Source organism: Sinimarinibacterium flocculans (assembly GCF_003201205.1).
GTDB classification, from domain to species: domain Bacteria; phylum Pseudomonadota; class Gammaproteobacteria; order Nevskiales; family Nevskiaceae; genus Solimonas; species Solimonas flocculans.
This window is the reverse complement of the sequence record NZ_QICN01000001.1, coordinates 523,332-548,872: the sequence shown is the minus strand read 5'-3', so window position 1 is coordinate 548,872 and position 25,541 is coordinate 523,332. Positions and strand designations below refer to the sequence as shown.

Genomic DNA, 25,541 nt, shown 5'->3' with positions numbered 1-25,541 from the left:
GCGCGCTCAGTGCGCGCGCGCCGCCTCGGCCGCCGCGGCCTCTTCGGTGGAGACGGCAACACTCTCGGGACGCGGCTCGGGCATGCGCTCGAGCGCGGTCTTCAGCACGTCCTCGATCCAGCGGACCGGTTCGATGTTGAGACGCGACTTGACGGTCTCCGGAATGTCGGCCAGGTCCTTCACGTTCTCGTGCGGGATCAGCACGGTCTGAATGCCGCCGCGCTGGGCCGCGAGCAGCTTCTCCTTGAGCCCGCCGATCGGCAGCACCTCGCCGCGCAGCGTGATCTCGCCGGTCATGGCCACGTCGGCCCGGACCGGGATACCGGTCAGCGCCGACACCAGCGCCGTGCACATCGCGATGCCGGCCGACGGCCCGTCCTTCGGCGTCGCGCCTTCCGGCACGTGCACGTGCAGATCCCGGGTCTCGTAGAACTTCGGATCCACACCCAGCGCCTCGCTGCGCGAACGCACGACCGTCAGCGCCGCCTGGATCGACTCCTGCATGACGTTGCCCAGCGACCCGGTCTGGGTGAGCTTGCCCTTGCCCGGCGCCAGCGCCGCCTCGATCGTCAGCAGCTCGCCGCCGACCTCGGTCCACGCCAGTCCGGTCACCTGGCCGACGCGGTTGCGCTCCTCGGCCCGCCCGAAGCGGAACTGCGCCACGCCGAGGTACTGGTCCAGATTCTCGGCGGTGACCGAAACCGTCTTGTGGCCCGGATCGGTCAGCAGCTGCTTGACCACCTTGCGGCAGACCTTGCTGATCAGGCGTTCCAGGCTGCGCACGCCGGCCTCGCGCGTGTACAGGCGGATGATGCCGGTCAGCGCGTCGTCGCCGATCTCGAGTTCGCCGTCGCGCACGCCGTTGTTCTTCATCTGCTTGGGCAGCAGGTACTGGCGGGCAATGTTGAGCTTCTCCTCCTCGGTATAGCCGGCGAGGCGGATCACTTCCATGCGGTCGAGCAGCGGCGCCGGAATGTTCAGCGTGTTCGCGGTGGCGATGAACATCACGTCCGAGAGGTCGAACTCGACTTCCAGGTAGTGATCCTGGAAGGTCGAGTTCTGCTCCGGATCGAGCACCTCCAGCAGCGCCGATGACGGATCGCCGCGGAAGTCCATCGCCATCTTGTCGATTTCGTCGAGCAGGAACAGCGGGTTCTTCACGCCCACCTTGGCCATGTTCTGCACGATCTTGCCGGGCATCGAGCCGATATAGGTGCGGCGATGGCCGCGGATCTCGGCCTCGTCGCGCACGCCGCCGAGGCTCATGCGCACGAACTTGCGGTTGACCGCCTCGGCGATCGAGCGCCCGAGCGAGGTCTTGCCGACGCCCGGCGGACCGACCAGGCACAGGATCGGCCCCTTGAGCTTCTTCATGCGCGCCTGCACGGCGAGATACTCGACGATGCGCTCCTTGACCTTCTCCAGACCGTAGTGGTCGGTGTCGAGCTTCTTCTGGCAGGCATCGAGGTCGATGTGCGTCTTGCTGCGCTTCTTCCACGGCACCTGGGTGAGCCAGTCAAGGTAGTTGCGCACGACCGTGGCTTCCGCCGACATCGGCGGCATCATCTTGAGCTTGTTGAACTCGGCGACGGCCTTGGCCTTGGCGTCCTTGTGCATGCCCGCCTTGTCGATCTTCTGCGCCAGCTCCTCCTGCTCGCTGGGCCCGTCCTCGTTCTCGCCGAGCTCCTTCTGGATCGCCTTCATCTGCTCGTTGAGGTAGTACTCGCGCTGGTTCTTCTCCATCTGCGACTTCACGCGCGAGCGGATCTTCTTCTCGATCTGCAGCACGTCGATCTCGCCTTCCAGCTGCTTGAGCACGTGTTCCAGGCGCGTACGCGGATCGGCGATCTCGAGCACCTCCTGCTTGTCCTCGAGCTTGAGGTTCAGGTGCGCGGCGATGGTGTCGGCGAGCCGCCCCGGCGAATCCATGCTGGCCAGCGACGGCAGCAGCTCCGCCGGCACCTTCTTGTTGAGCTTGGAGTAGGACTCGAACTGCGCGAGGATCGAGCGCGACAGCGCATCGAGCTCCTTGCTGTCGGTCACCGTCTCCTTGTCCTCCGGGAGCGTCTGGCACTCGGCCATCACGAACTCGCCGTCGAAGTCGAAGTTCGACACCTGCGCGCGGCGCTGCCCTTCGACCAGCACCTTGACGGTGCCGTCCGGCAGCTTGAGCATCTGCAGGATGCTCGCCAGCGTGCCGACGCTGTACAGATCCCGCGACTGCGGATCGTCGGTATCGGCGGTGCGCTGGGCCAGCAGCAGAATGCGCTTGTCGTCCTGCATTGCCGCCGTCAGGGCCTTGATCGACTTCTCGCGGCCGACGAACAGCGGAATCGCCATGTGCGGAAACACCACGACGTCGCGCAGGGGCAGAACGGGTGCGGTTCGGTCGTTGGTGCTCACGGGGGACTCCTGAGAAGCGGGTTTTGCCGGCATTATGCCGGAACGGTCCTGTGCGCTATGCGGCCGCTGCCGGCCGGATCAAGCGTGGCAGCCGAAACGGACGGACGGCGGTTCAGGCGCTGCTCAGCGCAGACCGCCCACTGTGCCGGGCCACAATGCGTGCAGAATCAACATGCAGCGGCATGATGATCGGGATGACGGCACGCCGCGCCGATCGGGAGAAGCCGGTGAGACGCCCAGTTGCTCATGAAGCCGGACCGAACGATCCCGGACCGACGGCGCGCCACCTCGCGCGCCGTGCCCTGGCGCTGCTGTGGCTGGGCTGCTGCCTGCCGGCGGCAGGCGCCGAGACGCCCGACGCTCCTCCCGGACTGTTGCATCCCTGCCAGCTGCCGACGAGCGAGGATGAGCCGCTGGTGGACGAGACCCAGGCCCTGCTCGAGGAAACCGGCTGCCGCGCCGCCCTGTGGCTGGACGGCCTGTTCGGTGGCGAAGCGCAGATCCGTTCGGCACAGCGCACTAGCGGCTACGTGGAGAGTTCGGTCTCCTACACCCAGTTCGACGGCTTCGACACGCGCACCCGTCTGCGTGTGCGCTTCGACCTGCCCAACCTCAAGGAACGCGTCTCGGCGTTCTTCGGACGCGACGACGAGGATGATTTCATCCGCGACCGCACCGAGGCCTTCGGACTGCGCTCGCAGTTCCCGACGCTCGCCGATCGCGACGAGTGGCTGGCCGGACTCGGCTATGGCCTGCCCAGCTCCGAGCGGCTGCAGGCCGACGTCAAGGTCGGCGCCGCCAGCCTGCGCGAGCCGCGCGCCTTCGTGCGCATGCGCCTGCACTACAACGCCTGGTCCGACTACCAGAACCTGGTCTATGTCCGCGCGACGCCGTTCTGGCAGACGCGCGACGGCATCGGCCTGACGCTGGGTGTGGACTACAACCACGTGCTGACGCCGAGCCTGCTGCTGCGCGTGACCGAAGTCGGCACGATCAGCGACATCACCCGGGGCGTCGACTGGCTGTCCGCCGTGATCCTCTACCAGAACCTGCGCGACGAGCGCGCGATCGCCTACCAGCTCTTCGCACGCGGCGAGACCGACGCGCCGGAGCCGCTCTTCGAATACGGCGGCCGCACCATTTACCGCCAGCCGCTGATTCCGGCCAAGCTCTACGGCGAGCTGGTGCTCGGCTACAGCTGGCCGCGTGACGACCCGGCGGTCAAGCGCGAGGGTTCATACGAGATCGGCTTCGGACTCGAACTGCCGTTCGGCCGCGGCACGCATCCCGCGGCTCCCGCCGCGACGCCCCCGGCCGATCGCTCGGCGGAGCCCCCGCCCGACCCCTGATTGCCAGGTCCGGTCGCGGGCGACTACCGTTCGCGCATGTCCGACCGACCGGAATCCGCCAGCGGCGTGCGCCTCGACAAGTGGCTGTGGGCCGCGCGCCTGTTCAAGACCCGCAGCCTCGCCAAGCAGGCCATCGACAGCGGCCACGTGCGCTACGACGACGAACGCTGCAAGGTCAGCAAGAACGTCGCGACCGGTGCGCGGCTGAGCGTGCGCCGCGGCAGCGACGAGATCGAGCTCGTCGTCGAGGGCCTGAGCGACCAGCGCCGCGGTGCGCCCGAAGCCCAGCGCCTGTACCGGGAAACGCCGCGCAGCATCGAGCGTCGCGAGAATTTGCGACTGCAGCGCAAGCTGGCTCAGGGGCTCGTCAGCCACGAGCGTCCGAGCAAGCAGCAGCGTCGCGAACTGCTGCGGTTCAAGCATCAGCGCCCGGAGGATTGAGAGCGGCGCCGCTATATCCTTATGCGATTTGTCCGCCGGGGGGCGTCGGCGATTGTATGCCCCGGAGGGCGCCCATAGACTGCGGCGCATCATGGACAGCCTGCCTCTCGCCGCGCCCCTCGCAGACGTGGAAGCCGCCACTCCCGACACCGCCGCTTCGCGCCTCGCGCCGCTGGACGACGCGCGGATCGCCGAACTCAACGCCGCGTATGCGCCGCTGCATTTCGAGGAGCGCATCCGCCGCCTGTACACCGACTTCGACCCTGCGAAGGTGCTGGTGACCTCGTCGTTCGCCGCGACTTCCGCGTACTTTCTGCACATCATCTCGCGCATCCGGCCGGAGCAGGTCATTCATTTCATCGACACCGGCTACCACTTTCCCGAGACGGTGCAGTACCGGCAATACCTGATCGACCTGTTCGGTCTCAAGGTCAGCGACCTGCGGGCCGAGGACTGGAAACACCAGTTCACGACCGAGGAGCAGACCTGGAAACGCGACCCGGACTTCTGCTGCTCGGTCAACAAGGTCGAGCCATTGGAAGCGGTCAAGCCGAACTATCAGGTCTGGGTGTCGAGCCTGATGCACTGGCAGACCGAGCACCGCGCCGGCCTCGACATCTTCGAGGTGCGTCGCGGCATCGTGAAGTTCAACCCGATGGTCGACGTCACGCGCGAACAGCGCGACGCCTACATCCGCGAGCACGACCTGCCGTTCCATCCGCTGGTCGCCCAGGGCTTCCAGTCGATCGGCTGCACGCATTGCACCGTCGCCGGCGACGGACGCAGCGGGCGCTGGCTCGGCAAGCCGAAGACGGAGTGCGGCCTGCACCTCTGACGGCGCCGGGCGCCGCGCCCGGCCGTCCTTCTCCTCAAGCCCGTCGTCAGTTCAGGTAGCGGCTCAGGAGCCGACTGCGGCGTCGCCGACGAAGGGATTGCTACGGCGCTCGGCGCCGAAGGTGGACAGGGGACCGTGCCCCGGGACGAAGGTGATGTCGTCGCCGAGCGGGAACAGACGGTCGCGGATCGAGCGGATCAGATCGGCGTGGTTGCCGCGCGGAAAGTCGGTGCGGCCGATCGAACCCTGGAACAGTACGTCGCCGACGATCGCCAGCCGTGACGGGCGGTGATGAAACACGACATGTCCCGGCGTGTGACCGGGGCAGTGGATCACGTCGAAGCACAGGCCGCCGACCGTGACCTGATCGCCGTGCTGCAGCCACCGCTGCGGCGTGAAGCTGCGCGCCGGCGGAAATCCGTACTGCCGGGCGACCTCGGGCAGCAGCTCGATCCAGAACGCGTCGTCCTCGTGCGGTCCTTCGATCGGCAGACCCAGCTTCTCCGCCAGTTCGGCGACGACGCCGATGTGATCAAGGTGACCGTGCGTCACCAGCAGTTTCTCGAGCGTGACACCACGCGCCTGCGCGGCCTCGATCAGCCGGGCCGGCTCGCCGCCCGCATCGACCAGCGCGCCCCGCCCCGACACCGCGTCCCAGACCAGCGAGCAGTTCTGCTGGAACGCCGTCACCGGCAGCACTTCGACCTGCAGCTTCGCGTCCATCGGCGTCCTCAGGCGACGCGGCGCAGCAGCGCATCGCGTTTCGCGGCGACGGCGGCGAGCAGCTTGTCGTGCGCCTCGACGAACAGGCCGATGCCGTCGTCGACGAGCTGCGCGGTCACCTCGTCCAGCGGCAGTCCGAGTCGCTCGATCTCGGCGAAAACCGTGTGGGCGCCGTCCACGTCCTCGCCCAGCGTCGCCCGTGCCCTGCCGTGATCGCGGAAGGCGTCCAGCGTCGCCGGCGGCACCGTGTTGACCGTGTCCGCGCCGATCAGCGACTCGACATAGAGCACGTCGCTGTACGCCGGATTCTTGGTGCCGGTGCTCGCCCACAGCAGACGCTGCACGCGCGCACCGCGCTGCGCCAGGGCCTGCCAGCGCGGCTGCGCGTAGATGCGCCCGGCATCCGCATAGGCCAGCCTGGCGTTGGCGATCGCGATGCGCCCCGCCAGCGCACGCAAGGCCGGCGCCTGGTCCGGCGTCGCCGTGGCGCGGCGTTCGATCTCGGCATCGAGCACACCGTCGATGCGACTGACGAAGAAGCTGGCGACGCTGGCCACAGCGGCCGGATCGCCGCCGGCGGCGGCGAAAGCCTCCACACCGTCGATGTAGGCCGCGGCAACGGCAGCGTAGGCGGCGCGCGAGAACAGCAGCGTCACGTTGACATTGATGCCCTGGGCGATCAGACGTCGCATCGCGCCGACACCGGGCGCCGTTCCCGGCACCTTGATCATCAGGTTCGGCCGATCGACCGCGTGCCACAGGCGCTCGGCGTCACGCACCGTCGCCTCCTCGTCCATCGCCAGGTGCGGCGACACTTCGAGACTCACGTGGCCGTCGACGCCGCTGCTGTCGCGCCACACCGGCTGCAGCACATCGGCCGCGGCGCGGATGTCGTCGATCGCGAGTTGTTCGAACAGGCGCTGCGGATCGCGCTCGCCGCTCGCGATCGCGGCGGCCAGCGCGGTGTCGTAGTCGTCACTGCCGCCGATGGCCTTCTCGAAGATCGCGGGATTCGAGGTCACGCCGCGAATCTCGCCATCGGCGACCAGGCGCGCAAGCCCGCCTTCGGCAAGCTGCTTGCGGCGGATGAAATCGAGCCAGATCGACTGGCCCAGGCGGTGGCATTCGAGCAGGGGGTTCACGAGCGGTCCGAAGATGAAGCCGGGCGCCTATTGTCCACGCGGCACGGTGTGCACGACAACGTCCCGCGGCGCCGGGCGACGTCTTGTCATGTCTCCCCCCGGGCACGAAGATGGACGGACATTCCCCCGGAGGCGGACCATGGCCGTGTCGCGTATCGTCGTTGTCGGTTTGCTGGTGCTGGCCGCCGCCTGCAGCAAGGTCACCCCGGACAACTACGAACGGGTCGAAAGCGGCATGAGTCGCGACGAGGTCCACGCGATACTCGGCAAGCCGGACGATGTCTCCGGTGGCGGCGTCGGGCGCATGACGCTGATGACCGAGCGCTGGAACGGGCGCGAACACGTCATCAGCGTGACCTTCTCCTCCGACAAGGTCATGCTCAAGCGCATCGAGCCGCGCGGTGAGTCATGACGCGGGGTCCACAGGGCCCACAGGGCCCACAGGGCCCACAGGGCCCACAGGGCCGATAATGCCGGTCTGATCCTGTCGTTTCCGAGTCATGAGCCGAATCGTCGATGCCGTCACCGCCGTGCTGATCCACGACGGCGAAGTGCTGCTGGTCCACCGCCAGCATTTTCTCAGTGCGTTTCCGGGCTATCACGCCTTCCCCGGCGGCAAGGTCGACGCCGCGGACGCCGCCGGCGCGGCCTTGCCCGCCGGCTGGCTGTCCTTCGAGGAACGCGTGGCGCGCGCACTGCTGCGCGAACTGCGCGAGGAGGTCGCACTGGATCTGGCGACGGTCGAGGTGCGCGACATCCGCCTGGTCGGCAGCGCGCTGACGCCGTCGCCGGCGCCGGTGCGCTTCGATACCCGCTTCTTCGTGGTCGAACTCGTCGAGCGCCCGACGCTGGTGGCGGACACCAACGAGATCGGCAGTTGCGCGTGGGCGACGCCGGCCGAGTGGCTGCGCCGCTACGAGCAGGGCGAGCTGCTGTCGGCGCCGCCGACCATCGCCGTGCTGCGCGCGCTGGCCGCCGACCTCCGCGCGGCCGAAGCGCCGGGGCTGCATTTCGAGACGCGCGAGCAGTTCCCGCTGCCGATGATCGAATCGATGTGCGGCGTGCGCCAGATCCTCGTGCGGTCGAATACCCTGCCGCCGGCCCAGCACACCAACTGCTTCCTGCTCGGCGATGCGCAGTCGCACCGCGTGCTCGTCGACCCGTCGCCGGCCGACGACGCGGAAATGCAGCGGCTGATCGAGCTGGTGGAGCGCTTCGGCATCCACGAGATCTTCCTCACGCATCACCACCCGGATCACCGCGAACGTGCGAACCTGCTGGCGCGGCGCTTCGAGGTGCCGATGGGCATGTCGCTGGACACGCAGACGCGCATCGCCGACGAGGTGCCCGGCTACTTCGACGGCATCACGGTGAACCACTACCGCGAGAACGACACGCTGTGCCGATGGCTCGGGCGCGCGGTGCGCGTCCATGCGGTACCCGGACACGACGAAGGACAGCTCGCGCTGATGCCGGACGACCGCGCCTGGTGCATCGTCGGCGACCTCATCCAGGGCCTGGGCACGGTCGTCATCGCCAAGCCCGAAGGACACATGGGCCGCTACTTCGACTCCCTGCGCAAGATCATCGCCCTGGACCCCTACGCGATCTATCCGTCACACGGCATCGCGATGGGCACCAGCTACCGCCTGCAGGAGACACTGCGCCACCGCGAGCTGCGCGAGAAGCAGGTGCTCGCGCTGTTCCACGAGGGCCACGACGTCGGCGAAATGCTGCCGCTGATCTATGCCGACGTCGATCCGCGGCTGCTGCCGCTGGCGCGCCTGAACATCGAAAGCCACCTCGACAAGCTGCGCGAGGAAGGTGTCATCGCCGCCTGAGCCGGCTCACTCCAGCAGCAGCATCCGCAGCTCGACCTTGTCCTCCTTGAGCTGCTCGATCTTCACCGGGATGTAACCGCGCTCGGGATCGAGCCAGTAGTGGTGCGGGCGACGGTCGTCCAGGCGGTCGACGCGCAGCGCGTCGACGCGCCCCGCGGGCACGTCCACGATCTCGCGTTCGCCGATGGCGAAGCGGTAGGTCTTGATGCGGTCGTCGTCGACCATCGTGAACGCGGCCTGTGCCGGCGCCACGCCGGCAAGGTGACGCAGCACCCACAGGCGCACCACTTCGCGCATCAGGAAGGGATCGTAGGTCTCCTGATCGGCAATCTCGCGCACCTGCAGATCGCCGCGCTTGAGCATGCGCACCTCGCTGTTGTCCTCGGCGAAGTCGAGACGGAAGCTGTCCTTCTCGCGCTTCTCGTTGATGTACGCGTAGGTCACCGGCACGATGGCGCCGTCGCGTACGCAGAAGCGGCTCTGCTCGCGGGGCGCGCCATAGGTCCAGCGTACGAGAGCGATCGGATCGGTGGTCGACTCGAAGCGGTAGCAGCCGCCGGCATCGCCCTGCAGGGCAATCGTGCCCTTGCCCAGCGAGATGCCGGCCCACTCGACGCTGTAACGGTGTGAGCGGTCCAGCAGGTGTGCCACCGGATCGAAGACCGCCGCGTCGGCGCCCGCCTCTCGCGCCTGCTCTTGCCCCTGCGTCTGCGTCTGCTCTTGCGGCAGTGCCTGCACGGACTCCTGTGCCTGCGCCCGCACGCCGCTGGCGACCGCCAGGATGAGCAGCGCCGCCATCAGGCGCCTCATCGGAAGCCGTCCTCCAGCGCATCCATCGTCAGCGGGGCATCCAGCGGCGCACCGCGGAACCGGACCTCCCCGTCGTGCAACGCAAGCTCGCCGCGGGCCAGCCAGGCAACCGCCTGCGGGTAGATCTTCAGTTCGATGTCGTTCATGACGCGCTCGGCGAGGGTCTCCGGCGTATCCTGCGCCCGGACTGTTAATTGCCCCTGAACGATCACCGGTCCGCCGTCGAGCTCCGCGGTCACGAAATGGACGCTGGCGCCGTGGCATTCGTCGCCGGCCTCGAGAACGCGCCGGTGCGTATCGAGCCCGCGGTGACGCGGCAGCAGCGACGGGTGCACGTTCAGCAGACGACCGCGGTAGTGCTCGACGAAGCCGGGCGTGAGGATGCGCATGAAGCCTGCGAGGACGACGAGATCCGGTTGCCGTTCGTCGATCCGCTGCGCCAGCGCCGTGTCGTAGGCCGCGCGTTCGGGCCACTCGCGCGATGCCAGGACCTGCGTCTCGAGCCCATGGGCGCGCGCGAAGTCCAGCCCGGCCGCGTCGGCGCGACTGCTGATCACGGTCGTGATCCTGCCGTCGATGCGGCCATCCGCGCAGGCCGCCGCGATCGCCTGCAGATTGCGCCCGCGTCCCGAGATCAGCACCGCGATGCGTGCGGCCATCAGGCGTAACGTACATCCTGCCTGCCGGCCGTGATCTCGCCCAGCAGCCAGGGTTTCGCCCGCGCCTTCCTGAGCACGGCGAGCGCGGCGTCGGCCTCGAGCCGCGGCACGACGACGACGTAGCCGATGCCGCAATTGAACACGCGGCGCATCTCTTCTTCGTCGACATCACCCTGCGCCTGCAGCCAGTCGAAGATCTCGGGGCGCGTCCAGCTCGCGGTATCGATCACGGCGCCGACGCCCTTCGGAAAGCAGCGCGGCAGGTTGCCCGGCAGGCCGCCGCCGGTGATATGTGCCATGCCGCGCACGCGTACGCCGGCAGCCAGCAGCGCCAGCACCGGACGCGCGTACAGGGCGGTGGGGGTCATCAGCGTCTCGGCCAGCGTCGACCGGCCGAACGGCTTGCCGAGGCGGGCCTTGCGCAGCTTGAGGATGCGCCGGATCAGCGAGTAGCCGTTGGAATGCGGCCCGCTCGACGGCAGCGCGATCAGCACGTCGCCGCGGCGGATGCCGCGGCCGTCGATGATGCGGCTGCGTTCGACCACGGCGACGCAGAAGCCGGCCAGGTCGAACTCGCCCGGGGGATACATGCCGGGCATCTCGGCGGTCTCGCCACCGACCAGCGCGCAACCGGACTGCTTGCAACCGCGGGCGATGCCGCGGATCACCTGCGCCGCGACGTGCGGGTCGAGCTTGCCGGTCGCGTAGTAGTCGAGAAAGAACAGCGGCTCGGCGCCGGACACCAGAACGTCGTTGGCGCACATCGCCACCAGATCCTGGCCGAGACCCTCGACGAGGCCGGTTTCGAGGCCGAGCATCAGCTTGGTGCCGACACCGTCGGTGCCGCTGACCAGCACCGGCTGACGATACTTCTTCGGCAGTCCGACCAGTGCACCGAAGCCGCCGACGCCGGCGAGCACCTCCGGGCGCCGCGTCGACCTGACGATGCGCTTGATGTCGTCGACCAGGGCATCGCCGGCGTCGATGTCGACACCCGCATCGCGGTAGGTCAGTCCGGCCTTCTTGGTCATTGGCTTGTGCTCGGCGGATTCGTTCGAATGGCGCGGACGCCACCCATAAGGCAACCGGGCCCGTACTGGCGGTCCAGTCGGGCCCGGCGGGATTCGGCTGTCATTTTAACCGGCCGCACCGGATAATTTGTGCATGCAACTCCTGCCGAAGCTGCTCCCGCTCCTGCTCGCGGCGTCCGCCGGCCTGCTGCCGTGGACCTCCGCCGCCCAGACCGCCGAACCCCTGCGTGCCTTCGAGGCACGGGTGCCGGTCCCCGACCAGAGCGCCGAGGTGCGCGACGAGGCGCTGCGCGAGGCGCTGCGGCAGGTGGTCGTCAACGTCAGCGGTGCCGAGGCCGAGTATGCCGCCGCCGACGTCATCGCCGAGGCCCCGGAACTGGTGCAGCACTACGGCTACCAGCGCGACGCCGAACAGGGTCTGCTGCTGGTGGCCGGCTTCGACGGCAACGCCGTGGAGCGTCGCCTCAAGGCCCTGCAACTGCCGATCTGGGGCGTGTACGCGGCCGAGGTCGAGGACGTGCTGCTGCGCATCAGCGGCCTGCGCGGGCGTGACGCCTACCTGCGCGTGGTCACGCGCCTGCACGGCCTGCCCGGCGTGCAGGACGTCCTGCCCAGCCGCGCCATCGGCGAGACGCTGGACATGCGCGTACGGATCGAGGGCGGTGCCGGCCGCCTGCGCGGCGCGCTGCTCAGTGCCTACGAACTGGCGCCCGAGACCTCCGCTGCCGCCGACGTGCAGCTCGCCTACCGCTACCAGGGAGCCTCGCGGCCGTGACGCCGCATCTGCGCGAGCACTGGCACTGGTACGCGGCCGGCCTGGGGCTGGTCGTGTTCTTCTCGCTGCTCGGGCCGATCCTCACGCCGTTCCTGATCGGCGCCGGCCTCGCCTACCTGGGCGATCCCATCGTCGACCGGCTGCAGCGCTGGGGCCTGTCGCGGACGCTCGGCGTCGTCGTCGTCTTCCTCGTGCTCAGTCTCGTCGGCCTGGTCGCCCTGGTCCTGGTCGCACCGATGCTCTACCAGCAGTCGATCGCGCTGCTCAAGAACATTCCGGACTGGCTGGCGTGGCTGCAGGACACCGCGCTGCCGTGGCTGGGCCTCAGCCTGCCCGAGGGCGTGCGCCTCGACGTGCAGGGCCTGCGCGACATCGTCGCCAAGCACTGGTCCACGGCGGGAGACCTCGTGCGCACGGTCTGGGCACAGGTCTCGCAGTCCGGCGCGGTATTCGCGACGGCGCTGGCCAACCTGCTGCTGGTGCCGATCGTCAGCTTCTACCTGCTGCGCGACTGGGACGATCTGGTCGCCTGGATCGCGAAGATGATCCCGCCGCGCCACCTGCCCCGGGTCGCGCAACTGGCCCGCGAGACCGACGCGGTCATGGGCTCCTTCCTGCGCGGCCAGCTCACGGTGATGCTGCTGCTGTCGGTGCTGTACAGCGTCGGCCTGGCGCTCGCCGGCCTCAAGCTCGCGCTGGTGATCGGCTTCTCCGCCGGCATGCTCAGCTTCGTGCCGTACCTGGGCTTCGTCGTCGGTTTCGTCGCGGCGATGCTGGCCATGCTGGTGCAGGAGCAGGCCCTGCTGCCGCTGGTCTGGGTCGCGGTCGTCTTCGGTATCGGCCAGGTGGTCGAGAGCTGGTGGCTCACGCCGACCCTGGTCGGCGACAAGATCGGCCTGCACCCGGTTGCCGTGATCTTCGCGCTGATGGCGGGCGGCCAGCTGTTCGGCTTCGTCGGCATCCTGCTCGCCCTGCCCGGCTCGGCCGCGATCGCCGTGCTGTTGCGCCACGCCAAGCAGCAGTGGTTCGCCAGCCCGCTCTACGGCGCGCCGCCGCCGGACACGCCGGTCGATCCGCCCCCGACGCCATGAAGGGCGCGCAGTTGCCGCTCGCCGTGCAGCTGCGCGACACGGCCAGCTTCGACAGCTACTTCCCCGGCCCCAACGCCGACGCCGTGACCGCGCTGCGCGAACTCGCGCAGCCGCTCGCGCTCTTCGGTCCGCCCGGCAGCGGCCGCACCCACCTGCTGCAGGCGGCCTGTCGTCATCATCGCGGCGCCTACCTGCCGCTGGCGACGATCGCCGACGACAGCGCCGAACTGCTGGGAGGCTTCGAACACGCCGGCGCGCTGTTCGTCGACGATGTCGATGCCGTCGCCGGTGACCGCAGCTGGTGCCTGGGCTTGCTGCGCCTGCTCGACGCCCTGCGCAGCGCCGGCAAGCCGTATGCGCTCGCCCTCGGCGCCGCACCGGACCGGCTTGCCACAGCCGTGCCCGATCTGCGCACCCGCCTGTCGCAATGCGCGCTGTTCGGACTCAGGCCGCTCAACGACGACGAGCGGGCCGAGCTGCTGCGCCTGCGCGCGCTACGTCGCGGACTCGATCTGCCCGACGAGGTCTCGCGCTGGTTGCTGAACACCCGCGCGCGCGACACCGGCAGTCTGGTCGATGCGCTCGACGCGCTCGATCGTGCCTCGCTCAGCGCGAAGCGTCGCCTGACCCTGCCGCTGGCGCAGACCGTTCTCGGCCCCGCAGGCGCACGTACAGAATCTGGCTGACGAAGTCGGCCGCGGCCAGCGCGGCGATGGCGAACGCCTGCGCGCGACCGCCCGCGTCGGCCCACCCTTCCGCGAGCCACAGTGCGCAGAAGAAGGCGACCAGCATCGACGACCACTGGTAGCTGTACTCGCGCCCGCGCCACAAGCCCGGCAACGGCAGCAGCAACAAGGCCGCGCCGACCCAGGGCAGCGTCCCGCCGACCGCCACCTGCGCGGCAATCAGCGCGGCGTGCGCCGCCAGCGCCGCACGCCGTGCGGCCTCACTGAGCCGCATGCTCACCGGGCAAGCCTCTGCGCGGTCAGGGCCACGCGCCGGCCCAGCGCTTCGCACAGGGTCCGTTCCTCGCGCGTCAACGGCGTCGGCCGTGTCCCCACGCCCGCGTGGTGGCTTGCGCCGTAGGGTGTGCCGCCGCTGCGCGTTTCCGACAACGCGCTCTCCGTGTACGGCAGCCCGACGAGCAGCATGCCGTGATGCAGCAGCGGCAGCATCATCGACAGCAGCGTGCTCTCCTGTCCGCCGTGCAGCGTTCCCGTGGACGTGAACACCGCCGCAGGCTTTCCGGCCAGCACGCCGGACAGCCACAGCGCCGATGTCCCGTCGAGGAAGTGCTTGAGCGGCGCCGCCATGTTGCCGAAGCGGGTCGGGCTCCCGAGCAGCAGGCCCGAACACTCGCGCAGATCGTCGAGCACCGCGTACGGCGGGCCTTCGTCGGGAATCGCCGGCGCGCGCTCGTCCGCATCGGCACTGACCGGCGGCACCGTGCGCAGGCGCGCTGTCATTCCGGACACGGACTCGACGCCGTGCGCCATCGCGCGCGCCATCTGCGCCACCGAACCGTGGCGCGAGTAGTAGAGCACGAGGATCTCGTTCACTGCCGATACCACCGTTGGTTAAGCGCGTGGATGACCTTGTCCGGATAGTCGAGCCGACCGAGGCTGCCGTTGTAGCGGCCGAGCGCGTTGATCAGGTTGCCGCGTTCCTTGTCCAGGTAGAACTTGAGGATGGTGCAGCCCATGCGCAGATTGGTCTGCACGTGGAACAGGTTGTCGTCCGGCCGGCCAATCTCGTCGAGCCAGAACGGCATGATCTGCATCAACCCCTGGGCGCCGGCCACCGAGATCGCGTAGCGGTCGAAGTAGCTCTCGACCTGGATGACCGCCAGCACCAGCTCCGGCGCCAGCTTGGCCCTGCGCGCCTCGCTGTGCACGAGGCGCAGCAGTTCCAGACGCGCGGCCTCGTCCGGCATGAAGCGCGCGAGCCGCGCCGACATGTCGACCAGCCAGACCTCGGCATCGAAGCGGTGCTCGAAGCTGTCAGTCGCGTCGATGGTGCGCGCGAGCAGATCCCGCAGCTCCGGCTCCGGCGGTGCCACCGGCGCCGCGGACGCGCCGCCGTGCAGGCAGGCGGCCAGTAATACCGCCGTACGGATCTGCCGGCGCTGCGACACGTCAGGCTCCGAGCTTCTCCAGCACTGCCGCGGTCGTCGCGGCGATCATCTCGGCCTTGTCGGCGCGGCGATGCTTGTACTCGAACTGCTGGCCGGCCAGCCCCTTGTCGCCGACGACGATGCGGTGCGGAATGCCGATCAGATCGGCGTCGGCGAACATCGCGCCCGGACGGTTGCCGCGGTCGTCGAGCAGCACGTCGACACCGGTCCCGAGCAGTTCCCCGTAGAGCGTCTCGACGGCCACGCGCACGGTTTCCGACTTGTCCAGCCCGATCGGGCACAGGATCACCCGGAACGGAGCGATCGCATCCGGCCAGATGATGCCGGCGGCGTCGAAGGACTGTTCGATCACGGCAGCCGCCAGGCGCGTGATGCCGATGCCGTAGCAGCCCATTTCCGGCGTCACCGAGGCGCCCTTGTCGTCGAGCACCGACAGCCCCATCGCCGTGCTGTACTTGCGACCGAGCTGGAAGATGTGTCCGCCTTCGATGCCGCGGACGAAGCGGATCGCGCCCTGACCGTCCGGGCTCGGATCGCCTTCGGCGATCATGCGCAGGTCCAGCGACTCGGGCTCCGCACAATCGCGCCCCCAGTTGACGCCGCGCAGGTGATGGTCGTTGTCGTTGGCGCCGCAGACGAAGTCCGCCAGCGCGGCGGCGGCATGATCGGCGATCAGCGGCACCGGGCAGCCGACCGGCCCCAGATAGCCGACCTCGCAACCGAAGACCCGCTGGACATCGGCCGGGTCCGCCAACCGCAGCGGGCTCGCGACGGCCGGATGACGCGCCGCCTTGATCTCGTTGAGCTGGTGGTCGCCGCGCAGCGCGATTGCGACCAGCCCGCCCTCGGCACCCTGCACGACCAGCAGCTTGACCTTGCCGGTCAGCGGCACGTCGAGGAACTTCGACACCTGTTCGCAGGTTTTCTGTCCCGGCGTCGACACCTTCTCCATCGCGGCCGTCGCCGCGGCCCGCGGCTGCTCGGACGGCAGCGTTTCCGCGGCCTCGACGTTGGCGGCGTACGGCCCGCTGTCGGAGACCGCGAGCAGATCCTCGCCGGATCCGGCCAGCACGTGGAACTCCTCGGACGCCGCGCCGCCGATGTTGCCGGAGTCCGCCTTGACCACGCGAAAGTCGACGCCCAGTCGCGTGAAGATGCGCGTGTAGGCCTCGCGCATGTTCAGGTACTCGCGCGCCAGATCGTCCTTGTCCATGTGGAAGGAGTAGGCGTCCTTCATGATGAACTCGCGCGAGCGCATGACGCCGAAACGCGGGCGGCGCTCGTCGCGGAACTTGGTCTGCACCTGGTAGAAGCTGACCGGCAGCTGCTTGTAGCTGCGGAAGTCCTGGCGGAAGTGGTGACAGATCACCTCCTCGTGCGTCGGACCGTAGGCGAAATCGTTCTGATGCCGGTCCTTGAAGCGCAGCATCTCCTCGCCCATCTGCTGCCAGCGACCCGATTCCTGCCACAGTTCTGCCGGATGCACCGACGGCATCAGCAGCTCCAGGCTGCCGGCACGGTTCATCTCCTCGCGGACGACGGCCTCGATCCTCTGCAGCACGCGCAGGCCCAGCGGCAGCCAGCTGTACAAGCCGGCGCCGAGCTTGCGGATGTACCCGGCGCGCAACATCAGCTGGTGGGAGACCACCTCGGCGTCGGCCGGGGTTTCCTTGGTGGTGTGCAGCGGGAACTTCGACAGGCGCATGGGGGCAGATGGCGTTTGTGAGGCGCGCATTGTAGGACACGCCCTGCCCGCCCCGTTGTCGCCAGTTGCCCCCGCCAGGCGCCTAGGGCAGCGACCAGGGTTCCGGACGGTGCAGGTAGAAACCCTGCGCCGCATGCACGCCGAGTTCGGCCAGACGCCGCAGCGAGGCTTCGTCCTCGACGCATTCGGCCACGGTCGCCAGCCCCCGCAGGCCCGCGATCTTGACCATGCCCTCGACCGTGGCGGCATCGACGGCATCGGTGGCAACGTGGCGCACGAAACTGCCGTCGATCTTGATCATGTCGACGTCGAGCGACTTCAGGTAGCTGAAGGACGACATGCCCGCGCCGAAGTCGTCGAGCGCCACCGAGCAGCCAAGCCGCTTGAGTGCGCCGACCAGCGCCACCGCGCGCGCCGTGTTCGCGATGGCGGCGGTCTCGGTGATCTCGAAGCAGACGTGCCCGGGATGGACTTCGTAGCGGTCGAGCATCCGCTCGATGTACGCGGCCAGGCCCTGGTCGCCCAGACTGTGGCCAGACAGATTGATCGCGCACAGCGGCCGCTGGTCGACCGGCAGCCGCGCGATCTCCTTGAGCACGCGCGCGATCACGCGACGGTCCACCTGCGGCATCAGTCCGTAGCGTTCGGCGGCGGCGACGAACTCGCCGGGCGGCGTCCAGCCGGACACGCCACGCACGCGCAGCAGCACCTCGCAATGGCCGCGCCCACCGCCGGACAGCGGTTCGATCCGCTGCTGGTAGAGCGCAAAGCGGCTGGCCTCCAGCGTGTCGAGCACGCGCGCGCCCCAGGACTGCTCGCCGCGCAGACGGTGCACTTCGCCGTCCTCGCGTCGGTAGATCTCGATCCGGTTGCGTCCGCGCGACTTGGCGGCCTCGCACGCCGTGTCGGCCGCCGCCAGCAGCTCGACGAAGTCGTGGTAAGCGTCGGCAAAGGTCGCAATGCCGATGCTCATCGTCACGCCGTAGGCCCGGCCGCTCCATTCGAAACCCTGCGCGGCAACCTGCAGGCGCACTCGCTCCGCGATCTGCCAGGCGCGCTCGGCGTCGCCGTCGCTGACCACGATTGCGAACTCGTCGCCGCCCAGACGGGCCGGCTCGTCGTCGTCGCGCACCAGCGAGGCCACGAGGTGCCCGAGCTGGATCAGCAGCTGGTTGCCGGCCTCCCGGCCGTAAGCGTCGTTGATCAGCTTGAACTGGTCGATCTCGAATCGGATCAGAACGCCGTCGAGCTTCTTGGCGAGCAGGCCGCGCAGGCGCGTCTCGAAGGCCCGGCGCGACTCCAACCCGGTGAGTTCGTCGCGCGCGACCGCGGATCCTTCGCCGCTGCAGTGCTCCGGCAGCCACAGCAGCGCACTGCCGCCGTCGAGCTGCAGCGGATGCAGGTGTGTACACGACGAGGCTCCCGTCGTCGACATCTCGCCGTAGAGGCGCTGCAACTGCGACAGTTCGATGTCGGAAAGATCGGCCTGGACGCGCCCGCAGCGCATGGCCAGCGCATCGTTGACGAGCAGCACGCGGTTGCCGGTCGCGTCGAGCACGGCGAGCGGCTGCGGGAACTGCCGCAGCAGCGTCGAGGCCGGCAGCAGATCGAACAGCTCGCTGGCGGAAGTGGGAACGGCGTCGTGCATGTCGTCTCGGTGCAGCCGGTCTGCCGTCGGGCAGCGTGGCGGTCGGATCAAAGCGCAGTCTGGGGGGTGTCCGACACCCGCGGTCGCGCGGTCTGATCGCCGACCCTGCAGCAGCGATGAACGGCCATCGCCGCCGCTCGGCGGTGCAGAGCCGTACCGGTCATCATGACCCCCTGGAACATCCCACGCCCCCTGTTCGTCGCCACGACGACTGCGGCACCCCCGTACCGTCAGTCGCGGATCTGCAGCACCCGCTCGCTCGCCGTCTCGCCCTGCCGCTGCCAGGCACGCATCTCGAGCACGCCCTTGGTGTTCAGCGACACGATCAGGCTGAGTTGCCCCGGCACCAGCTCCCCGGCGCTCGGCACCGCCTCGGTCTGCGGACACGACCATAGCGCAGCCCAGACCGTCTCGTCTGCACCCGGCGCGTCGCTGCCGACGCGAAGGCCGCTCGGCTGGCCGGCGCGGGCCGTCACCACGCCGCGGATCGACCCGGGTTGCGCCGTCTGCGCCGCATGCAGGATGCGGATCGCCAGGCGGCGCGGGAGAACGAGCGGCGATTCAGACATGGGGGTGTCCACACGTGGGGCATTCGGGATCGGCGCCGATCTCATGCGAGCGCCAGCTCATCTGCTTCGCGTCCCAGACCTGCAGGCGCCCGGCATCGTCGCCGATGCCCAGCAGTAGCTTGAGCGCGGCCAGTGCCTGCATCGTGCCGACCACGCCGACGACCGGCCCGAGTATGCCCGCCTGCTCGCAACGCTCCGCCACCTCGCCCGTCTCCGGATACAGGCAGCGATAGCAGGGTCCGCCACGCCGCAGGTCGAACACGGCGAGCTGTCCTTCCAGGCGGATGGCGGCGCCGCTGACCAGCGGGCGGCGCGCCCGCACGCAGGCGGCGTTGATCGCATGCCGCGTGGGAAAATTGTCGGTGCAGTCGAGGACCACGTCCGCATCGGCCACCGCCTGCGGCCACTGCGACGCGTCGAGGCCGACGAGATCGGCTTCGGGGTTGAGCGCCGCGAGTTGCGCCAGCGCCGCCTCGACCTTGTAGCGGCCGGTGTCGGCCTCGCGGTACAGCGTCTGGCGCTGCAGATTGCTGCGTTCGATGCGATCCCGGTCGGCGAGCAGCAGACGGCCGATGCCCGCACCGGCGAGGTATTGCGCGGCTGCGCTGCCGAGGCCGCCGAGCCCGACGATCAGCACGCTCGAATCGCGCAGCAGGCTCTGCCCGTTGACCCCGACCTCGGGCAGCACCACCTGACGGGCGTAGCGCGAGTAGTCGGTCATGTCTCCCCCCGGCGGCCGGCCGTGGCCCGTTCCTGTCCACCGTAGTCGCGGCGCGTCGTGACGTCCACGAAACCCGCCTGCCCGAACAGCTCGCGGACGGCCGCTCCCTGATCGTAGCCGTGCTCGACCAGCAGCCAGCCCCCCGCCAGCAGATGCCCGCGGGCGCCGCCGATGATCTCGCGCAAGGGGTTGAGTCCGTCGGCACCGTCGGTCAGCGCCGTCAGCGGCTCGAAACGCAGCGCCTCGAGGTGCGGATCGGCATGCGCGATGTAGGGCGGATTGGAGACCAGCAGATCGTAGGCATGCGGCGCCAGTGCCTCGAGCCAGTGACCCTGCGTGAAACGGACCTGCTCGAGACCGAGTGCCTGCGCATTGGCCCGGGCCACCGCCAGCGCGTCGGCCGAGGCATCGGTCGCCTCGACCCGTGCATCGGACCGTTCTCCGGCCAAAGCCAGCGCGATCGCGCCGCTGCCGGTGCCGAGGTCGGCGATACGCGGCCCGGTCCGGCCGGCGAGCAGCGTCAGACCCCACTCGACCAGCAGCTCGGTTTCCGGCCGCGGCACCAGCACCGCGGGCGATACCCGAAGGTCCAGGTTCCAGAAACCGCGACGACCGGTCAGGTAGGCGACGGGTTCACCGCGTGCACGCCGCGCCGCCAGTGCCTCGAAACGGGCCAGCTCCGCCGTATCCACCGCCTCGCTCAGGCGTGCATAGACCTGGGCCCGGCCCAGCCCGCTGACATGGCCGAACAGCAGCTCGGCATCGAGGCGCGGACTGTCGCTGATCGCGGCGATGCGCGCCTGCGCCGCCATCAGGGCCTCGCCGAGCTTCATGCCTCCCCGAGTTCGGCCAGCAGTTCGGCCTGGTATTCGGCCAGCAGCGGCTGGATCACGGGATCGAGATCGCCCTCGATGATGCGGTCGAGCTGATACAGCGTCAGGTTGATGCGATGGTCGGTGACGCGGCCCTGCGGGAAATTGTAGGTGCGGATACGTTCGGAGCGGTCGCCGCTGCCGACGAGCTGCTTGCGCCGGGCCGCCATGTCCGCCGTCTGCTTGCTGCGCTCGGCGTCGAGCAGGCGCGCCTGCAGCAGCGCCATCGCCTTGGCGCGGTTCTTGTGCTGCGAGCGTTCCTCCTGACACTCGACGACGACCCCGGTCGGCAGGTGCGTGATACGGATCGCCGACTCGGTCTTGTTGACGTGCTGACCGCCGGCGCCGCTGGAGCGGAAGGTATCGATCTTCAGATCGGCGGGATTCACGGCGATCTGCGACTCCTCGATCTCGGGCAGCACCGCCACCGTCGCCGCCGAGGTGTGGATGCGCCCCTGCGCCTCGGTTTCCGGCACCCGCTGCACGCGATGGGCACCGGACTCGAACTTGAGCTGCGAGTACGCGCCGTAGCCGATCACCCGCGTGATGATCTCGCGATAGCCACCGTGCTCGCCCTCGTTCGCCGACAGGACCTCGACCTGCCAGCCCTGCAGCTCCGCGTAGCGCGAGTACATGCGGAACAGGTCGCCGGCGAAGATCGCCGCCTCGTCGCCGCCGGTGCCGGCACGGATCTCGAGGAACACATTGTTGCCGTCGAGCGGATCGCGCGGCACCAGATGCGTCTGCAACTCCTCCTGCAGCGCCTCCAGGCGCGCCTGCAGTTGCGGCAGCTCGTCCTCGGCCATGCCGCGCAGCTCCGGGTCCGGATCGGTGCGCATCTGCTCGAGTCCTTCGAGGCTGGTACCGACCTCGCGCCACGCGGCGTAGCTTTCGACCACGGGGCCAAGCTGCGCGTATTCCTGCGAGAGCCGCCGGAAGCGGTCGGCATCGCCGATGACGACGGGATCGCCCAGTTCACGGGCGACTTCCTCGCGGCGCTCGACCATCTGCTCCAGCTTGGCGATCAGCGACGACTTCAAGGCGCCTCAATCCTCCGGCAGGTCGAACAGGCGCCGCGCCGCATTGAGCAGCAGGGCCTGTTCGACCGCGTCGGCGCGACGCAGGATCTGCGACGGCGCATGCAGGATCTTGTTGCTCAGCGTGTCGGCGACGAAGGCGAGCACCGCCTCGGGCGATTCGCCGGCCGCCAGCCGCCGCCGCGCGCGGTCGAGCACCTCGTCGCGGCTGGCGCGCGCGCGTGCGCGGATCGCCTGGATCGTCGATCCCGCATCGCGGCTTTCGAGCCAGCGCGCGAACTCGTCCGCCTGCGTGCGCACCAGCACCTCGGCCTGGCGTGCGGCCTCCTCGCGCAGCTTCAGGTTCTGGGTGATGACGTCGCGCAGGTCGTCGATGCTGTAGAGGTAGATGTCCTCGAGATCGGCGATCCGCGGGTCGATGTCGCGGGGAACCGCGAGATCGATCATGAAGACGGGCTTGCGCCGCCGCGACTGCAGCGCCTTGCGCATCGCGTCGCGCTCGATGATGTGGCCGCGCGCCGCCGTCGACGAGACGACGAGATCGGCATCGGCGAGATAGCCCGGCAGGTCGCTGAGGCTGATCGCGTAGCCGTGAAGTTCGCGCGCCAGCTTCTCGGCGCGTTCCAGACTGCGATTGGCGATGACGATGCGCCCCACGCCGTGCTGGTGCAGATGCCGCCCGACGAGCTGCATGGTCTCGCCGGCACCGATCAGCAGCGCGGTCTGCTCGTGCAGGTCGGCGAAGATGCGCCTCGCCATCTGCAGCGCGGCATAGGCCACCGACACCGGGTGCGCACCGACCTGGGTCTGCGAACGCACCAGCTTGGCCACCGCGAAGGCGTGCTGGAACAGCCTTGCCAGCACCGGACCGAGCGCACGGACCTCGGTGGCGACGCTGTACGACTGCTTCATCTGCCCGAGGATCTGCGGTTCGCCGAGCACCAGCGAATCGAGGCCGGAGGCCACGCGCAGGCTGTGCGTGACGCTGCCCAGGTCGCGATGCGTGTACAGGTATTTCTCGATGTAGCCCTCCGGCACCTCGCGTTCGCGCCGCCACCAGTCGAGCAGGCGGGTTTCGAGATCCGGCGTGACCACCGCCATGATCTCGGTGCGGTTGCAGGTGGACAGGATCGCCGCCTCGTCGACGCCGGGCAGCGCGCGCAGACGCGTCAGGGCGTTCGGCAGGTCGCTTTCGGTGAACGACAGCCGGTCGCGCGCCTCGACGGGCGCGCGATGATGGCTGAGACCGAGAGTGACGAGGGCCATGGCTGTCCGCAAAGCATCGGGCGACGCGGATTTTACGCTGCCGCAGGCCCGCGCTGCGCGGTCTTCATGCCGGGAACCGGCAGTTGCCGGATAATGTCGGATCAGTCATCCACGTTCCAAGAGTGCATTGTGCGCACGATCGCCCCCTGGTTTTCCGCTTCCGCCGCCGCACTGATGCTGGGTGCATGCGCGGTGACGCCGCCGCCCGCCGCCGATCCGGTCGCGGACACGCGCATCCCGCCCGCCTCCGACGTGCGTGTGGTCGAAGAGGTGCCCGACACCGCGCTGCAGTCGGCATCGGCGCGCGCCCAGTACCACGTGATGGCCGGCGAGCTGGCCGCGTCGCGCAGCGAGCCTGGCCTGGCGGCGAGCGAGTTCGCCGCGGCGCTGAAGATCGTCGACGACGCCGAACTGGCCCGCCGCGGCACGGCGATGGCGGTGGCTGCCCGCGACGAATCCCTGTCCCTCGAACTGGCGCGGCGCTGGCTCGAACTCGAGCCCGATTCCGCCGACCCGCGCGAGGTGATCGCCGGCCTGAGCCTGCAGCGCGGCGATCTCAGCGCCACGATCGAGCAGGCCGAGGCGCTCGTCCGCGGCCATCCCGGAGGGCCGGCCGACGGCTTCATGCACGTCGCCCAGGTGCTGATGCAGGTCGGTCCTGACCGCGCCGACGGTGCGCTGTCGGTCATGGACCACCTGATGGCGCAATGGCCGGAGCTCGCCGGCGCGCATCACGCGCTCGGCGTGGTCGCCCTGCATTTCGACCGGCTCGATGTCGCCGAAGCGGCGATCGCCGAGGCGCGGCGGCTCGATCCCGGCAATCGTGACCATGAGCTGCTGCAGGTCGGCATCTGGGTCGGACAGGGCGAGATCGCTCGCGCCGACGCGCGCATCGACGAACTGGCCGCCGCCGACGAGCGCCCGGTCGACCTGCGCCTCGGCTACGCGCGCCTGCTGCTCGACGAGCGCGAGCGCGAGGCGGCGCGACGGCAGCTCCAGGCGATCCTCGACATCGACCCGCCGAACGTCGACGCCCACTACGCCCTCGGCGTGCTGGCCTTCGACGAGGGGCGCTTCGAGGATGCCGAGAAGCACCTGCTGATCACCCTGAGCGGTCCGCGCGCCCAGGAGGCGGCCCTGCAGCTCGGCCGCATCGCCGAGGGCGATCAGCGCCCGCACGACGCGCTCGAGCTGTACAGCCGCGTCCGTCAGGGCCCTGCCGCCGTCGAGGCGGCGATGCGCAGCGCCGCGGTGCTCGCACGGATCGACCGCGTCGACGAGGCCCGCGCCCTGCTCGGCGAGCTGCGCAGGCGTTTCCCGCAGCTCGCCTCGCGCCTCGACCTCGCCGAGGGCGAGATGCTGATCGAGAGCGGCGACGCCAAGGCCGCGCTGGCGCACTACGAACGCGCGCTCGCCGAGGATGGCGACGATCTCGACCTGCTCTACGGCCGTTCGCTGGCCCACGAACGGCTCGGCAGCCTCGACAGCGCCGAGAGCGATCTGCGCACCATTCTCGATCGCTCGCCCAACGACGCGCGGGCGCTGAACGCGCTCGGATACATGCTCGTCGTGCACAGCGAACGCCTCGACGAGGCCGAAGACCTGATCGGTCGCGCGCTGGAACTCGAGCCGGACGACGCCGCGATCATCGACAGCATGGGCTGGCTCCTCTACAAACGCGGCCGCAACGAGCAGGCGCTCGAACTGCTCAGCCAGGCCTACGAGCGCTTCCCCGATCCGGAAGTCGCCGCGCATCTGGGCGAAGTCCTGTGGGTGACGGGCGATCGCGACAAGGCGCGCGCCGTCTGGGATCGCGCGCTGCGCGGCGACCCGGACAACCCGGTGGTGCTCGAAACGCGAGGCCGCCTCGACCCATGATCCGGACGCTGGCGCTGCTGCTCGCGCTCGCGCTGGCAGCCTGCGCGCCGCCCGGCGCGCCGCCCAGAGATGATCCGAACGCGCGGCTGCAGTGGAATCAGCATCGCGAGGCGCTGGCGCGGGTGCTGGGCTTCAGCCTGCAGGGACGGCTGTCGGACGGCTTCGGCCGCAGCGGCGAACTGCTTTGGCGGCAGCGCGCCGACGACAGCTTCACCCTGCAGCTGCGGGGTCCGCTGGGCGCCGGCGCCGTCGCCATCGATGGCGATGCCGACGGCGTGATCGTGCGCAGCAAGGACGGCGAACACCGCACCGACGACCCGCAGGGCTGGATGCAGGCCGCGCTCGGCTGGACGCTGCCCCTGGCCGACCTGCGTGCCTGGACGCTCGGTTTGCCGGCGGACGGCGCGATCGACCGGCTGGTGCTCGATGCCGAGGGACGGATCGCCAGCCTGGAGCAGCACGGCTGGACCGTGCACTACGACAGCTACCAGACCGTCGGCGCACTGGCCCTGCCGCGCCGGCTCGAGGCCCGATCGGCCGAGGTGCACCTGCGCCTGCTGATCGACCGCTGGGCCGCGCTGGACCTCGCGGCCGCTTCCTGACCCCCGCTC

The 25,541-nt window shown here is 69.5% G+C and carries 26 protein-coding genes; 10 read left to right on the top strand and 16 right to left on the bottom strand.

All coding sequences use genetic code 11. From position 1 onward, the window contains the following. Positions 1 to 6: 6 nt before the first annotated feature. The gene (gene lon, locus C8D93_RS02505; RefSeq protein ID WP_110263564.1) at positions 7 to 2,436 is read right to left on the bottom strand and encodes an endopeptidase La; all 2,430 of its coding nucleotides are present in this window, start codon (positions 2,434 to 2,436) and stop codon (positions 7 to 9) included. Positions 2,437 to 2,630: 194 nt separating this feature from the next. Between lon and C8D93_RS02500 the strand changes: the two genes are divergently transcribed. From C8D93_RS02500 to C8D93_RS02490, 3 genes are all read left to right on the top strand, one after another. Next, entirely contained in the window at positions 2,631 to 3,752 is a 1,122-nt protein-coding gene (locus C8D93_RS02500; RefSeq protein WP_146216487.1) for a hypothetical protein, read from the top strand. 36 nt (positions 3,753 to 3,788) lie between these two features. Further along, a complete protein-coding gene (locus C8D93_RS02495) occupies positions 3,789 to 4,193 on the top strand; it encodes an Hsp15 family ribosome-associated heat shock protein (RefSeq protein WP_110263562.1) in 405 nt (134 codons plus the stop codon). Positions 4,194 to 4,284: 91 nt separating this feature from the next. Next, complete coding sequence (locus C8D93_RS02490) at positions 4,285 to 5,028, top strand: phosphoadenylyl-sulfate reductase (RefSeq protein ID WP_110263561.1); 744 nt, start codon at positions 4,285 to 4,287, stop codon at positions 5,026 to 5,028. Positions 5,029 to 5,091: 63 nt separating this feature from the next. Here the strand turns inward: C8D93_RS02490 and C8D93_RS02485 are convergent, their stop codons facing one another. Both C8D93_RS02485 and tal read right to left on the bottom strand, forming a co-directional pair. Next, complete coding sequence (locus tag C8D93_RS02485) at positions 5,092 to 5,751, bottom strand: MBL fold metallo-hydrolase (RefSeq protein ID WP_110263560.1); 660 nt, start codon at positions 5,749 to 5,751, stop codon at positions 5,092 to 5,094. 8 nt (positions 5,752 to 5,759) lie between these two features. Further along, a complete protein-coding gene (tal, locus tag C8D93_RS02480) occupies positions 5,760 to 6,893 on the bottom strand; it encodes a transaldolase (RefSeq protein WP_110263559.1) in 1,134 nt (377 codons plus the stop codon). 139 nt (positions 6,894 to 7,032) lie between these two features. Here tal and bamE point away from each other — a divergent pair, with 139 nt between their 5' ends. Then, a complete protein-coding gene (gene bamE / locus C8D93_RS02475) occupies positions 7,033 to 7,305 on the top strand; it encodes an outer membrane protein assembly factor BamE domain-containing protein (RefSeq protein WP_110263558.1) in 273 nt (90 codons plus the stop codon). 88 nt (positions 7,306 to 7,393) lie between these two features. After that, on the top strand, positions 7,394 to 8,734 hold the full coding sequence (locus C8D93_RS02470; RefSeq protein WP_110263557.1) for an MBL fold metallo-hydrolase: 1,341 nt from the start codon (positions 7,394 to 7,396) through the stop codon (positions 8,732 to 8,734). Positions 8,735 to 8,740: 6 nt separating this feature from the next. On the opposite strand, the gene C8D93_RS02465 is transcribed toward C8D93_RS02470, so the two are convergent. From C8D93_RS02465 to purM, 3 genes are read right to left on the bottom strand one after another with little or no spacing between them, the layout of a single operon-like run. Continuing rightward, on the bottom strand, positions 8,741 to 9,544 hold the full coding sequence (locus C8D93_RS02465) for a DUF3108 domain-containing protein (RefSeq protein WP_110263556.1): 804 nt from the start codon (positions 9,542 to 9,544) through the stop codon (positions 8,741 to 8,743). Continuing rightward, complete coding sequence (gene purN / locus C8D93_RS02460; RefSeq protein WP_110263555.1) at positions 9,541 to 10,203, bottom strand: phosphoribosylglycinamide formyltransferase; 663 nt, start codon at positions 10,201 to 10,203, stop codon at positions 9,541 to 9,543. Before purN ends, C8D93_RS02465 begins: the two co-directional genes overlap by 4 nt. Next, positions 10,203 to 11,234 (bottom strand): phosphoribosylformylglycinamidine cyclo-ligase, encoded by a 1,032-nt coding sequence (purM, locus tag C8D93_RS02455; protein ID WP_110263554.1) that lies wholly within the window; start codon positions 11,232 to 11,234, stop codon positions 10,203 to 10,205. Before purM ends, purN begins: the two co-directional genes overlap by 1 nt. Positions 11,235 to 11,367: 133 nt before the next feature. On the opposite strand from purM, the gene C8D93_RS02450 reads away from it, so the two are divergent. Genes C8D93_RS02450 through hda form a run of 3 tightly spaced genes read left to right on the top strand, consistent with a single transcriptional unit; the run spans position 11,368 to position 13,786 of the window. Then, positions 11,368 to 12,009, top strand: coding sequence for a DUF8605 domain-containing protein (locus tag C8D93_RS02450; protein ID WP_146216486.1), 642 nt, complete (start codon positions 11,368 to 11,370; stop codon positions 12,007 to 12,009). Further along, a complete protein-coding gene (locus tag C8D93_RS02445) occupies positions 12,006 to 13,100 on the top strand; it encodes an AI-2E family transporter (protein ID WP_211307156.1) in 1,095 nt (364 codons plus the stop codon). Before C8D93_RS02450 ends, C8D93_RS02445 begins: the two co-directional genes overlap by 4 nt. Then, positions 13,097 to 13,786, top strand: coding sequence for a DnaA regulatory inactivator Hda (gene hda / locus C8D93_RS02440; protein ID WP_110263552.1), 690 nt, complete (start codon positions 13,097 to 13,099; stop codon positions 13,784 to 13,786). The genes C8D93_RS02445 and hda overlap by 4 nt, the downstream gene beginning before the upstream one ends. Here the strand turns inward: hda and C8D93_RS02435 are convergent. The 10 genes from C8D93_RS02435 to hemA form a co-directional block, all read right to left on the bottom strand. Then, positions 13,707 to 14,060: a DUF2069 domain-containing protein gene (locus C8D93_RS02435; RefSeq protein WP_110263551.1), complete on the bottom strand. Its 354-nt coding sequence runs from the start codon at positions 14,058 to 14,060 to the stop codon at positions 13,707 to 13,709. The two genes, hda and C8D93_RS02435, sit on opposite strands and share 80 nt — an antisense overlap. A 2-nt stretch (positions 14,061 to 14,062) precedes the next feature. Next, positions 14,063 to 14,659, bottom strand: a complete 597-nt coding sequence (gene wrbA, locus C8D93_RS02430; protein ID WP_110263550.1) for an NAD(P)H:quinone oxidoreductase — start codon at positions 14,657 to 14,659, stop codon at positions 14,063 to 14,065. Continuing rightward, positions 14,656 to 15,234: a lytic transglycosylase domain-containing protein gene (locus tag C8D93_RS02425; protein WP_110263549.1), complete on the bottom strand. Its 579-nt coding sequence runs from the start codon at positions 15,232 to 15,234 to the stop codon at positions 14,656 to 14,658. The genes wrbA and C8D93_RS02425 overlap by 4 nt, the downstream gene beginning before the upstream one ends. A gap of 1 nt (position 15,235) precedes the next feature. After that, the gene (locus C8D93_RS02420; protein WP_110263548.1) at positions 15,236 to 16,939 is read right to left on the bottom strand and encodes a proline--tRNA ligase; all 1,704 of its coding nucleotides are present in this window, start codon (positions 16,937 to 16,939) and stop codon (positions 15,236 to 15,238) included. Positions 16,940 to 17,021: 82 nt separating this feature from the next. Continuing rightward, positions 17,022 to 18,587 carry a putative bifunctional diguanylate cyclase/phosphodiesterase gene (locus tag C8D93_RS02415; RefSeq protein WP_110263547.1) on the bottom strand — a complete coding sequence of 522 codons (1,566 nt, stop codon included), beginning with the start codon at positions 18,585 to 18,587 and terminating at the stop codon, positions 17,022 to 17,024. Between the two features lie 230 nt (positions 18,588 to 18,817). Then, the gene (locus tag C8D93_RS02410) at positions 18,818 to 19,156 is read right to left on the bottom strand and encodes a hypothetical protein (protein WP_110263546.1); all 339 of its coding nucleotides are present in this window, start codon (positions 19,154 to 19,156) and stop codon (positions 18,818 to 18,820) included. Beyond that, positions 19,149 to 19,877, bottom strand: coding sequence for a HesA/MoeB/ThiF family protein (locus tag C8D93_RS02405; RefSeq protein ID WP_110263545.1), 729 nt, complete (start codon positions 19,875 to 19,877; stop codon positions 19,149 to 19,151). Before C8D93_RS02405 ends, C8D93_RS02410 begins: the two co-directional genes overlap by 8 nt. Further along, entirely contained in the window at positions 19,874 to 20,710 is an 837-nt protein-coding gene (prmC, locus tag C8D93_RS02400; protein ID WP_110263544.1) for a peptide chain release factor N(5)-glutamine methyltransferase, read from the bottom strand. The genes C8D93_RS02405 and prmC overlap by 4 nt, the downstream gene beginning before the upstream one ends. Continuing rightward, positions 20,707 to 21,789 carry a peptide chain release factor 1 gene (gene prfA, locus C8D93_RS02395; RefSeq protein WP_110263543.1) on the bottom strand — a complete coding sequence of 361 codons (1,083 nt, stop codon included), beginning with the start codon at positions 21,787 to 21,789 and terminating at the stop codon, positions 20,707 to 20,709. The genes prmC and prfA overlap by 4 nt, the downstream gene beginning before the upstream one ends. Before the next feature lie 6 nt (positions 21,790 to 21,795). Further along, complete coding sequence (hemA, locus tag C8D93_RS02390; protein ID WP_110263542.1) at positions 21,796 to 23,052, bottom strand: glutamyl-tRNA reductase; 1,257 nt, start codon at positions 23,050 to 23,052, stop codon at positions 21,796 to 21,798. A 129-nt stretch (positions 23,053 to 23,181) separates the two neighbouring features. Between hemA and C8D93_RS20330 the strand changes: the two genes are divergently transcribed. Then, positions 23,182 to 24,930 carry a tetratricopeptide repeat protein gene (locus C8D93_RS20330; protein WP_170123855.1) on the top strand — a complete coding sequence of 583 codons (1,749 nt, stop codon included), beginning with the start codon at positions 23,182 to 23,184 and terminating at the stop codon, positions 24,928 to 24,930. Further along, positions 24,927 to 25,532, top strand: coding sequence for a lipoprotein insertase outer membrane protein LolB (lolB, locus tag C8D93_RS02370; protein WP_110263541.1), 606 nt, complete (start codon positions 24,927 to 24,929; stop codon positions 25,530 to 25,532). Before C8D93_RS20330 ends, lolB begins: the two co-directional genes overlap by 4 nt. The last annotated feature ends 9 nt before the right edge of the window (positions 25,533 to 25,541 follow it).

Coding starts and splice junctions, on each gene's coding strand:
- lon (WP_110263564.1), bottom strand. CDS start 2,436: ATGCCGGCAAAACCCGCTTCTCAGGAGTCCCCCGTGAGCACCAACGAC.
- C8D93_RS02495 (WP_110263562.1), top strand. CDS start 3,789: ATGTCCGACCGACCGGAATCCGCCAGCGGCGTGCGCCTCGACAAGTGG.
- C8D93_RS02490 (WP_110263561.1), top strand. CDS start 4,285: ATGGACAGCCTGCCTCTCGCCGCGCCCCTCGCAGACGTGGAAGCCGCC.
- C8D93_RS02485 (WP_110263560.1), bottom strand. CDS start 5,751: ATGGACGCGAAGCTGCAGGTCGAAGTGCTGCCGGTGACGGCGTTCCAG.
- bamE (WP_110263558.1), top strand. CDS start 7,033: ATGGCCGTGTCGCGTATCGTCGTTGTCGGTTTGCTGGTGCTGGCCGCC.
- C8D93_RS02470 (WP_110263557.1), top strand. CDS start 7,394: ATGAGCCGAATCGTCGATGCCGTCACCGCCGTGCTGATCCACGACGGC.
- C8D93_RS02465 (WP_110263556.1), bottom strand. CDS start 9,544: ATGAGGCGCCTGATGGCGGCGCTGCTCATCCTGGCGGTCGCCAGCGGC.
- purN (WP_110263555.1), bottom strand. CDS start 10,203: ATGGCCGCACGCATCGCGGTGCTGATCTCGGGACGCGGGCGCAATCTG.
- purM (WP_110263554.1), bottom strand. CDS start 11,234: ATGACCAAGAAGGCCGGACTGACCTACCGCGATGCGGGTGTCGACATC.
- C8D93_RS02450 (WP_146216486.1), top strand. CDS start 11,368: ATGCAACTCCTGCCGAAGCTGCTCCCGCTCCTGCTCGCGGCGTCCGCC.
- hda (WP_110263552.1), top strand. CDS start 13,097: ATGAAGGGCGCGCAGTTGCCGCTCGCCGTGCAGCTGCGCGACACGGCC.
- C8D93_RS02435 (WP_110263551.1), bottom strand. CDS start 14,060: ATGCGGCTCAGTGAGGCCGCACGGCGTGCGGCGCTGGCGGCGCACGCC.
- C8D93_RS02420 (WP_110263548.1), bottom strand. CDS start 16,939: ATGCGCCTGTCGAAGTTCCCGCTGCACACCACCAAGGAAACCCCGGCC.
- C8D93_RS02415 (WP_110263547.1), bottom strand. CDS start 18,587: ATGCACGACGCCGTTCCCACTTCCGCCAGCGAGCTGTTCGATCTGCTG.
- C8D93_RS02410 (WP_110263546.1), bottom strand. CDS start 19,156: ATGTCTGAATCGCCGCTCGTTCTCCCGCGCCGCCTGGCGATCCGCATC.
- C8D93_RS02405 (WP_110263545.1), bottom strand. CDS start 19,877: ATGACCGACTACTCGCGCTACGCCCGTCAGGTGGTGCTGCCCGAGGTC.
- prmC (WP_110263544.1), bottom strand. CDS start 20,710: ATGAAGCTCGGCGAGGCCCTGATGGCGGCGCAGGCGCGCATCGCCGCG.
- hemA (WP_110263542.1), bottom strand. CDS start 23,052: ATGGCCCTCGTCACTCTCGGTCTCAGCCATCATCGCGCGCCCGTCGAG.
- lolB (WP_110263541.1), top strand. CDS start 24,927: ATGATCCGGACGCTGGCGCTGCTGCTCGCGCTCGCGCTGGCAGCCTGC.